General features: G+C 46.1%; 9 protein-coding genes. 3 read left to right on the forward strand and 6 right to left on the reverse strand.

Annotation, left to right across the window (positions count from 1 at the left end):
• Positions 1–21 precede the first annotated feature (21 nt).
• From QUB12_RS31150 to QUB12_RS31165, 4 genes are all read right to left on the reverse strand, one after another.
• Positions 22–1,701: an AarF/ABC1/UbiB kinase family protein gene (locus QUB12_RS31150; protein WP_333146228.1), complete on the reverse strand. Its 1,680-nt coding sequence runs from the start codon at positions 1,699–1,701 to the stop codon at positions 22–24.
• A gap of 441 nt (positions 1,702–2,142) precedes the next feature.
• Complete coding sequence (locus QUB12_RS31155) at positions 2,143–4,368, reverse strand: ATP-binding protein (RefSeq protein WP_333146226.1); 2,226 nt, start codon at positions 4,366–4,368, stop codon at positions 2,143–2,145.
• A gap of 18 nt (positions 4,369–4,386) precedes the next feature.
• On the reverse strand, positions 4,387–4,581 hold the full coding sequence (locus tag QUB12_RS31160; RefSeq protein WP_333146225.1) for a hypothetical protein: 195 nt from the start codon (positions 4,579–4,581) through the stop codon (positions 4,387–4,389).
• 445 nt (positions 4,582–5,026) lie between these two features.
• Positions 5,027–5,905, reverse strand: a complete 879-nt coding sequence (locus tag QUB12_RS31165; protein ID WP_333146222.1) for a hypothetical protein — start codon at positions 5,903–5,905, stop codon at positions 5,027–5,029.
• A gap of 548 nt (positions 5,906–6,453) precedes the next feature.
• Between QUB12_RS31165 and QUB12_RS31170 the strand changes: the two genes are divergently transcribed.
• A complete protein-coding gene (locus QUB12_RS31170; protein WP_333146220.1) occupies positions 6,454–7,002 on the forward strand; it encodes a LeuD/DmdB family oxidoreductase small subunit in 549 nt (182 codons plus the stop codon).
• A gap of 714 nt (positions 7,003–7,716) precedes the next feature.
• Here the strand turns inward: QUB12_RS31170 and QUB12_RS31175 are convergent.
• Entirely contained in the window at positions 7,717–8,139 is a 423-nt protein-coding gene (locus QUB12_RS31175) for an NUDIX hydrolase (protein ID WP_333146218.1), read from the reverse strand.
• A 150-nt stretch (positions 8,140–8,289) separates the two neighbouring features.
• Positions 8,290–8,721 (reverse strand): DNA-binding protein, encoded by a 432-nt coding sequence (locus tag QUB12_RS31180; RefSeq protein ID WP_333146216.1) that lies wholly within the window; start codon positions 8,719–8,721, stop codon positions 8,290–8,292.
• Between the two features lie 144 nt (positions 8,722–8,865).
• Here QUB12_RS31180 and folD point away from each other — a divergent pair, with 144 nt between their 5' ends.
• Together folD and QUB12_RS31190 are read left to right on the forward strand one after the other, a co-directional pair.
• Positions 8,866–9,735, forward strand: a complete 870-nt coding sequence (gene folD, locus QUB12_RS31185) for a bifunctional methylenetetrahydrofolate dehydrogenase/methenyltetrahydrofolate cyclohydrolase FolD (protein ID WP_333146214.1) — start codon at positions 8,866–8,868, stop codon at positions 9,733–9,735.
• Between the two features lie 261 nt (positions 9,736–9,996).
• A complete protein-coding gene (locus tag QUB12_RS31190; RefSeq protein ID WP_333146212.1) occupies positions 9,997–10,557 on the forward strand; it encodes an REP-associated tyrosine transposase in 561 nt (186 codons plus the stop codon).
• Positions 10,558–10,856: the final 299 nt, after the last annotated feature.

Here is a 10,856-nt window from a genome sequence, read left to right on the forward strand (position 1 = left end):
ATTCCCAATTACCCACTATATTTATCGATCGACCATTCGATCGAGCTTTTCCTTAACCAACAAATCTAACAACGATCGCAACAGAAACAAGCCACCGAATCCCGAAACCGCAAAAGCTGCGATCGCCCCCGTTTGATATCCGCCCACTAGCAGCACTGCACCCGACAAAAACACAAAACCAGTCAAACAAGCGAAAATTAGAGTTTTCAGGGCTAAATTAATGCGTTTCAAGGCTCTTTCGCTCTCTAGATTTCGCACTCTAATTTGCAGTTCGCCCTCTTCAATTCGCTGCTCCAAACGCTTGAGAAAAACTTGCGATTTACTCGGCTGCCGTAACTTATATGTAATAAAACTTCGCGCTTGCCTTGCCAATTCTCCGATCGCATTTCCCCGCCCCTTGCTCACCGCAATACTCTTGACAAAAGGCTGAGCGGATGCTATGAAATTGTACTCAGGGTCGAGAGTTCTAGCAATGCCGTCGAGAGTCGTTACCGACTTGACAATAAACATCATTTCTGCAGGCAAGCGAAACGGTTGCTGCTCGAACATGATGTAAAGTTCGTTCTTAATTTCATTAAAAGCTTGAAAGTCGATCGGCTTATCAATAAACTTATCCAACAGAAAAGCAATCAGCCTGCGTACCGGCATCATATCCGGCATCCGCTCAACTAAGCCGATCGTAATTAAAGTATTGAGTACCTCGTCAGTATCCTTTCTCATCACAGCAAAAAAAGTCTTGACCATTTGGTCTTTAGCCAGAGACTTCACCTCAGCCATCATCCCAAAATCGTAAAAAATTAAGCTACCATCTTCTGTCACCGCCAAATTTCCCGGATGCGGGTCAGCTTGAAAAAAACCGTCAATTAACAACTGTTTCAAATAACAGCAAATTCCGAGTTGATTGAGTTTCACAATATCGACTCCAATCGCCTCTAAACTAATGCGGTCGTCTACTTTAATACCGGGTGCGTATTCTAGAGTTAGCACTTTTTTAGTAGTGTATTGCCAGTAGACTTTCGGGACAATAATCTGAGGATATTCTCGAAAATTATGGCTAAAGCGATCGGAATTTTTACCTTCTTGCAGGTAGTCAATTTCTTGATATAAAATCTTAAAAAACTCGTGATAAATAGATTCCAGGTCATACTTGCGCGTCCCAGGCAAATAGCGATCGCAAAAACGCATCACTTGGCGCACCGCCTTCACATCCAAATCAAATAAACTTTCCAAACCCGGACGCTGCACCTTTACAATCACATCTTCCCCGGTGTGCAGCCTTGCTTTGTGCACCTGTCCCAGACTCGCAGCCGCCAGAGGCGACGGGTCAAAATCGCGGTACAAAGCATAAATATCCTTGCCTAACTCTGATTCTACAAGAGCGATCGCCTCTTCGGAACTAAACTGAGGAACCCGATCTTGCAACTGTTCGAGTTCCTTCACATACTCAAGCGGCAGCAAATCCGCCCGAGTCGAGAGAGACTGCCCGATTTTAATAAAAGTCGGGCCTAAATTCAGCAAAGTATTGACCAACCAATGAGCGCGAATTCTCCTAGTTTGAGGCGAATTATTTTGCAGCAGTGCGTCCCACCACAAAAAAAACATAAACTTTCCCGCCGCTGCAAAAATGTCTATTTGCCGTGCCAGTGGCGAATATTTAGAACGTTGCCAACGCAGGGTTTTAGGTGCAGCTTTTGTGAGCATAATATTGGCGATCAAATTCCATGCACCGTGACAATTTTTAGGGACTATCCAGGACGCAGAAACCGGCTTGTACGAAAAGACGGGTTGCAGACCTTTGAAACAGTTACAAAACTCAGTTTCTTTGGTCTATACTGCCTAATATCATCTCCGGCTATACAATTATAATTAAGTTCCTAGTAAGTAATGCAAGTCCTGATTAATTAATAAATAGAGGACAGTCGTACTCACTACAAACACGCGCTAATTACAGGCTAATAACCTGGCATAATATAAGTCCTGGGGAAAATCAGCAATCGAGAACCGGCAATTTAGACGGCAACCAGACCAACAATTCAAAACAGAGGACTTGGTAGCGTTTACGACATTTCCAAATCTCCCTCTTCGGGCAAGTCTTCTAGTTTCGCCTGTTCGCTGCCAATTCCCAGCAGCTTCTCAACCGAACTATTCTTCTACATTACAGAGTTCCGCTGCTAATTGCGGCAGAGTCAGAGTAAAAGATGTGCGCCACAAATTGTCAGCTTCTGAACTTTCGGCAGGACAGCTAGATACATCAATAGTACCATTCAAGTGCTGCACTAAAGACTTTACCAGCGCCAGACCCAAACCCGTACCGGCGATAGCTTGGTCAGTAATGCCAGTGCCACGGCGGAACTTGTCAAAGATGTGGGGCAAATCAGCCGCAGAAATGCCGCGCCCGAAATTAGAAATGCTCAGGACAATATAGCCGGCTGCCTCAGACGCCTCCAAAACTACCGCCGTTCCAGAAGCAGAGTATTTTCCAGCATTCGTCAGTAGTTCCAGTAGTACCCGATTGAGAATGTCCGGGTCAGTTTCCCAGCAAGGGGTCAACTTGGGCAAATCCACCTTAAGAGTCAATTGCTTATCCGCCCACTGTTTTTCAAAATCCCTAACTAAATCTTGAAATAAACGGTTGAGATCGATTTTGATTAGAGAAATCGGGAATTGCTGAGGCTCAAACTGCTTGAGGGCCAGCAAATCGTTAACCAGAGCAGTTTCCTTAGAACACTGCTGTTCTAGAATGTCGAGATACTTAGTTCGATTCGCTGACGGCTGTTCAGCTTGTTTGAGCATCAGAATCGCCAGCTTCATGATTGTTAAAGGGGTACGCAACTCGTGACTCAGAGTGCTGAGAAACTCGTCTTTAATCAGCTTCAATTTCCGCATTTGCTCTAGCTGATTGGCAGATTGTTCGTACAGCTTCCCCTGCACGTCGAGGCTTTGCTGCAACTGAGCGGTTCTGTCGAAGACTACGGTTTGCAATTCCTTAAGCGTTTGAGTTTGGATAATCATCTTGCTCGCTTGAGCGCTGACTGATTCGAGAACTTCTAATTCTTCCGGGCTCCAAGTGCGCGGCTCGGAGTGCTGCAAAACCAAGAAACCTAAAACTGTTTCGTGGCAGCTACCGCCCGTGAGGGGAACCAGCAGCAAGCCGCGAATGCCTTGGAGTTTCAAAATTGCTGTGGCTGCCTCTTGTTCTTTGCCGATTAATTCGCCTGTGTCAACGAGGGCGAGGGGTTTGGGTGCGCTGTGGAATGCTTGGTGGCACAAATTAGATTCTGACAGCCAAAAAGCGGGAGAGTTATTGGGTTTTGAGTTGGGGATTCTGGATTGGGAATTAGCAGTTTTATCCTTGTTTTTTGTTTTGGGTGTTGAGCTTTTTTTGCCGATCGCGCTTTGTGATATTGCCTGTTTGTTTGGATATTTTTTTACAACATATTCGCCAACTAATTCGACTTTCGCTTTGGGAGTTTGATTGGGGGAGCAAGTTGTAAATAGAGGATCTGTATATTTCAATAGGAGGATTTGACCTCTATCTACTTCCAGGGTATCGACGGTATTTTCAATAACTTGCTGCAATATTCGATCGACTTCTGAATTGGTGTCGATCGATGCAGCAACTGACCTGAGTAGATTTTTGTATTTAGCTTGTCGCTGTAACTGTTCGTTTAAGCTGGCAATTTCTTGAGTTTTTTGAAGGTGAGAAATCGCGCTGCCGATCGCGTCTGATGCGGATTCAAGGCGCTGCAGATCGGCTACCGACCACTCGTGAGGTTGCGACTTACCAACAATCATCATGCCATTTACAGCCCCTCCAAATCGCGCAGGCCCTGCCAAAATTGCCCGAAAAGGCAGCGGAGTCACAGGGGAATTGGGCGATGAAGTTGGCGGAATATCAAGATAGTCGGATATCGCCACTATCTCGCCGTCTGCTAGGACGTTTGCCCAAGCGGGGTGTTGGAGTGATATGCTAGGCGGTTTTAATCTTGTGGTTTGGGGGTGTTCCGGTGTTTCCGTGGAATCCGCAACACCAGCCACATAGGGAAAATCGCTGCTATTTTGCCAGTAAGCATTCGGATTTACTACTTTCTGGCCAACCACAGCAGTAACCACACAGAAATCTGCCCCCCATGCAACCCCCAAAGTATTGGCTATTTGCAGCAGCAGGAGTTCTCGATCGAAGCTGGTGGCGAGAAGTTGGCAAATTTGTCGCCCGATAAGGGCAGGATCGACCTGGAACTGCATAAGACGATCCAGAAATTTTTGGACTGATACTGGTTCTTGGATTTGCGGTAAATGCAAAGTGCAAGACTCTGACGGCGATCTGTCGATCGAAGTAAAGTCTTGATTTCCCTGGCGATCGATCATGGCAACCAAGCCTTTATTCTAAGATGTTTGAGCCGGCTCCCGCTGCCAATCTAGAACCTCTCCATAACTGTCGGCTTGACGGTTATGAGGCTGCTTTCTGTGTTTGTGCAGCCGATCGGCGGGTCGATCGATATGTGAAAATATACCCAGAGCTGACTGAGTTCTATTTTCCTGTTTTCTACCCTTCGATCTGTACGGGATGAACTTTACCATCCTTTACCGGATGATTATCAATCCCATTCCCGCTAATTTTGACCCCCTCGCATCTAGGATACAAGCCCCTGGATTCATCCGTCCAAAAATAAAAAACCTGTATCCGATGAAACTTGCCGAACGTATTTATCCGTGGGGTCGCCTCTAAAATCTAAAATCTAAAATCTAAAATCGATTGACGGTTATTAGTAGTATGAAGTTTTTCTAGAGACCGCTTAGTGACACCCATCTCCTCACCCTGTGATGTTTCCTATTTAAGTTTGTGATCTTAACAAATTTTTATTTTGATACAAATCGGCCGATCGAGTAACGCCGATCGCAAAAATTCAAAATCCCCAAATTATGACTCATAACGCCGGCTGAGAGTTTCCGAGTTTTTACTCAACAACTCATTTTTCACAACACCTAGAGCAGCGCGGCGAACTCTCTTGTTAAATTTATCTGCTTACTTATTTTGTGCTTCCTGTTGGGCTTTATCGCTATTTTGGCGGTAAAGTGCTGTCCGGTTCTGAGCCGTTGTGTAGCGGGGATGCTTGGAAGGCACTGCGGCCATCAAATCGGAAGCTTGCTGCCACTTAGCAGCTACGACTAACCAATCCTGGCGAGATTGAGCGGTTTTGCCCTCGGTGGCTGCTTGTTCGGCTACTCGCACTGCTTGGGCAAAAGAGTCAACAGCAGAATTAACAGTCTCCTTAGAAATTTTCAAAGCAGGTTTTGCCTCCGAGGGAGGGGCACTGGCAACTGCTTGGGTGCTGGCTTGGGTGCTGTTTGGCACTTGGGAATTAAGTCCTTTGTAGATGGCGGCCGCTGCTGCAAGCAACAGCACGGTCAAGCTGATGCCGCCGACGATACCGCGCTGAAATTGTCGCGGTTGCTGCATCGATCGAGGTATAGCCATTCTCGGCAAAGCCCGCTTGCCTGCCACAGCTTGGCGTTCGTGATGGTTGCTCAGAGCTAAACGCTTGAACAAATTCGGCTTTCGGAGTTTAATTTCTTGAGACCACAACAGTTGATTTTCGGGATCGCGGCTAATTTCTTCTAGCCACAGCAGTTGGTGTTCTCGGACAAGCCGGCTGTTGATGTTGACTCGGCGAATATTGTGGGGCGAAATGCGTTCCAAAATTTCTCGGACTCGATCGACCAAACTAGACTCTTCGAGCAGTTGGGGCGTTGCAGCTTCGCACAGCAGTTGCAGCACCCCGTCGGCAAACACGGCCCTGGCCCTGACCCCTACCTGTGCCAGTTCGTCATTAAGGATTTGAATAATCGATGCAACCGAGCCCTCGCGAGCTTGTCGAGCAATGTCATCTATTGGATTTGCCATAAAACTATCTTGACGCTTAGCAATCTGTTAATTGTTAACCCAAAGTCTCGGATCTAATTTTTACTCATCAGAAAATTGGGTAGAAACCTCGTCCTTTTAGGACGGCTTTATCTTACAATATAATTGGTCAACGACCCACCCGAGACGATGGATCAAACAGCCTATACGAGCGAAGTTCAGCCCGAGGTGCTGGCGGCGAAGCAAAATCGGTAGACCGGGATGCATAGGATAGGGCAATGGTAAACATCCCTAGAATCAAAAACGAAGAAGAATTCCGTTTGGTATTCGACACGTAAAAACCGCTTTCTCTTGCGGGGTTAGTCTGTGGAGCGAACATAAGACCAAATCTCTTTTAGGGTGGAGGCAGTTGCGAAGAAGCAGAAATTCAAATCGTGAGGTTTGGGAATCCCCGTCCGCGACGGTCGGGGTGGATGTCAAACAGGTTATCACTGACACTGCCAGGTTAAAATGAACAGATGCAAATCTTGCATACCGATCCACTTAAAATTATCACCACAGCATCGAACGAGGCTAACAGGAAATAAACTATGGGTAAAGTAATTAGCGGTCAAATTTTTGTTGTAGACGACAACATCGATACAGATCAAATTATCCCGGCAGAATACCTGACCCTGGTTCCCTCGAAGCCGGACGAGTACGAGAAACTAGGCAGTTACGCTATGATTGGGTTGCCCGATCGCTACGGTAAGTTTATCGAATCCGGTGAACAGAAAACCCGGTATCCGATTATCATAGCGGGCGAAAATTTTGGCTGCGGTTCTTCGCGGGAGCACGCTCCGATCGCTCTGGGGGCTGCAGGCGTCACAGCAGTGGTGGCTTTGTCTTACGCGCGCATTTTCTTTCGCAATTGCTCGGCTACTGGCGAATTGTACCCGATGGAATCAGTTGAGCGGCTCTGCGACTTGTTTGTAACGGGCCAAGAAGTGACGATCGACTTTACAGCAGAGGTAATTGTCAACCACACTCTCGATCGAACTTTCTCGCTCAAGCCGTTAGGAGAAGTAGGGCCAGTGATTGATGCCGGAGGGTTGTTTGACTACGCGCGCCAAACGGGAATGATTGCGGCTCGCTCTTAACTTTTAAAACCCCTGCAATGTCAGGGCTGTTTCGGGACAACCACGGGGAGTAGGGGTCGGATTGCCCCTACGGAAAACGATGATTTTGTAGGGGTAGTGCTACCCCTACTCCCCGTGCCTACCCTCCCCATCCACGATTTGCTCGTGTTTCAGAGATTGGGGCAGCCACGGGGGGCTGCCCCTACAAGAGAATGAAACAGCTCTGCCTGCAATGTAGGGTGCACCACCGATCGCACCTTACGAGTATCTGATACTTTTAATCCCGACAATCTCCCACAACCTGAGAGAATCCGAATATAGCACACTCATCAGACAGGTCCCAGAGCATGGTGGTATCCCACAAAGCTTTAAGGAAAATCCCTAAAGCGCTACTCAAACTTGGTGTTTTCTAACCACAGTTGGGGCCTTGAAAAATTTTAGAGCCACCTAACTTTTATGGCTCTCACCGTATTTTGCACAAATTTTGCACAAATTTTGGAGGTGTATTCTTCACTGGTTTTGACCAACCTCGAACCGCAAGGATTACAGAGATGCTCTCAAGCGAAAGCTTGAGAGAAGTGAGAGAAAGTCGAAGTCATCATTACTGATGGTTTTATGCAGGCTACTTCAGTCTACACCAATTGTCATGAGTATTACCTACAAGTCTAGGAAAATATCATCCTAGCAATTGCTCCCTGCTCAAACCCATGCAATGTAGGGTGCGTGCCAATTTTCTCAAATCGAGTCAATAAAATTCAATAAAATACGCTGGTGAGCAATCCCAAAAGGTCGCACATCTCCTGACTGCTCAGAAAAGCATTTTCCCGCCCGAATCTGCTCCGGTGTCAACAACTTCATATCCCAACCCTCAAGCAAAACTAAATCCTTGACATCCGCACTAAGTTGTGAATGAAAAACGTGGCGAACCACATCTTGTTCGACATCGCAACAGAAAAAAGAAACACTTGCAGGAGCATAGCCAATTTCCTCTGATAATTCCCGCAATACAGCCACTTGGGCAGTTTCTCCCGGTTCCAAGTGTCCGCCAAACAAAGCCCAATGTCCGGGATACCTGATATGAGGAATATCGTCTCGCAACTGACAGAGAAACTTGCCGTCTTGGTATAAAATCGCGATCGCAACGTGAATTTTAGTCATTAGTCATTACTCATTAGTCAGTAGTTATTAGTCATTAGTTATTTAACAGGAATACACGGATTAATTATCGAGTATTCCTCAGATATTAAATAAATTAGGAAGAGGGAACCAAGAGCAATTATCAAATAACAAATAACAAATAACCCATGCCTATTTCCCCTTGTCTGAACTGGGAGTCCGCTTTAATTGTTCCATTTCCTCAACATAAACTTCACCTAAATCCTTTCCGGCCAATTCCTTCAGAGTAATACTCTTGTAGCGGACTTCTCCCTTCAGCAACACTTCATCGCCAAGCTGGGGCAACTCTTGCTTGGTTAAAATCCACATACTGCCAGTACCATCGTCAAGTTGATAAGCCGCATTCCCTACAAACGGAGCGCGATTTTCTACCTTTCCCCGGAGATAAACTTCAGCATCCACTTGCCGCTTTTGTTGAACGTCGCCAATGCTAGCAACATTAAAACCAAGATTGAGTTGAGACATGGGTAAATTGCCGCAACTGAAGAAACCGCTGGCGAGGATTAGCGACAAAGTGCTGGTACAGAATCTTTGAACCCAAACTTGCTTATTTGCAGTAGTCATTGGTCAACTGATTTGAGATTTGAGATACGACTTACTTTAACAGAATCCCCAGAATCGATCGCAAGTAAGAAATTTCTCTAGTGGAGTCCTTGACGGGGATTAAGCTAAAATCTAAAATCGTCAGCCCCTAACCCAGAGTCTACAATGGATGCCAAAACTGCTCAAATACTAGATGGCAAAGCTTTAGCGACAAAGATTCAAAGCGAGCTGAGCGATCGAGTCCGCGCCCTACAACCCCAAAAGGGGCGTCCTCCCGGACTTGCGGTGCTGATGGTAGGGGACAACCCAGCTAGCGCAGCCTATGTTCGCAATAAAGAGCGAGCCTGCGCTAAAGTTGGCATAGCTTCCTTCGGCCAGCATTACCCCGCAAACGCTACTCAAGCCGAACTAGAACTTGCAATTCGTGCACTCAACGAGGACGATCGAGTAGACGGCATTTTAGTTCAATTACCGCTACCAGAACACTTAGATGCAATTTCGCTGCTGTACCAAATTGCTCCCGATAAAGATGCTGACGGACTTCACCCTGTAAATTTAGGCCGTCTCGTGCGCGGGGAAGAAGGTTTGCGGAGTTGTACTCCCGCCGGAGTGATGCGGTTATTGCAGGAATACCAGATTGATTTAAAAGGAAAAAATGCCGTTGTTTTGGGCAGAAGTATTTTGGTAGGTAAACCAATGGCACTGATGCTGTTAGAAGCCGACTGCACTGTTACTGTAGCTCATTCGCGATCGCAAAACCTAGAATCGATTACCAATCAAGCCGATATTTTAATAGCCGCAGTCGGCCGCACAGAAATGATTACAGCTAATATGGTCAAACCCGGATCAGTAGTAATTGATGTCGGTATTAACCGCGTCGTCAATCCAGACGGTACGAGTCGTTTGGTCGGAGATGTGGACTTTGATGCTGTTAAAAAAGTAGCCGAATTTATCACGCCGGTGCCGGGAGGAATCGGGCCGATGACTGTTGCTATGCTTTTGGAAAATACCGTTTCGAGTTACAGCATCAAGTAGAAGTAGGGTGCGTCGCTGTGAGATTGTATATCGTAGTTGAATATTGTCGATGGCGACGCACCTTACTCCACTGTAGGGTGCGTCGCTGTGAGATTGTATATCGTAGTTGAATATTGTCGATGGCGACGCACCTTACTCCACTGTAGGGTGCGTCGCTGTGAGATTGTATATCGTAGTTGAATATTGTCGATGGCGACGCACCTTGCTCCACTCTATGTCAATGATAAAATGACACTATGGTAATGCACCCTACTAACGATTATGTCAAATTATCGTAGAGCATTTGTACCGGGAGGTACTTACTTTTTCGTTTTAAATACATACAAAAGGATTCCTTGGCTGTCCAGCGATATTGGTCGCGCAGGGCTACGAAAATCTATAATGAGAGTCCAAAAACTCTATCCTTTTACCATTGATGCGATCGTGCTTTTGCCGGATCACCTTCACATGATTCTTACTTTGCCGGATGGCGACAGCAAGTACCCAATTCGTTTGGGGTTAATTAAAGATTTTGTAACCCGATATTACGGGCATAAATTGGGAATAGAAGCAGAAATTAGTCAGTCTCGTAAAAAACGCAAGGAAAGTAACCTTTGGCAGCGTCGATATTGGGAACACGTCATTCGCGATGAAAATGATTACGCTCACCATTGCGATTACATTCATTATAATCCAGTTAAACATAATTTGTGTCGGTCTCCGAAGGATTGGGAATTTTCTAGTTTTCATCGATTTGTTGCTCAGGGGATTTATCCTGAAGATTGGGGCGCGAATGAAGTACCGTTGATTCCTGAAGATATTGGCGGAGAATTATATTTGTAGGGTGTCACGAAGTATGGTGCGTCGCTATGAGATTTTATATCGTATTTGAAGATTGGCGATCGCGACGCACCCTACAGTTTGACAGAAACCGGAAGTATGGTGCGTCGCTATGAGATTTTATATCGTATTTGAAGATTGGCGATCGCGACGCACCCTACAGTTTGACAGAAACCGGAAGTATGGTGCGTCGCTATGAGATTTTATATCGTATTTGAAGATTGGCGATCGCGACGCACCCTACAGTTTGACAGAAACCGGAAGTATGGTGCGTCGCTATGAGATTTTATATCGTATTTGAA

It is taken from the genome of Microcoleus sp. B7-D4, from assembly GCF_036705125.1.
In the GTDB taxonomy this organism is placed as follows: domain Bacteria; phylum Cyanobacteriota; class Cyanobacteriia; order Cyanobacteriales; family Microcoleaceae; genus Microcoleus.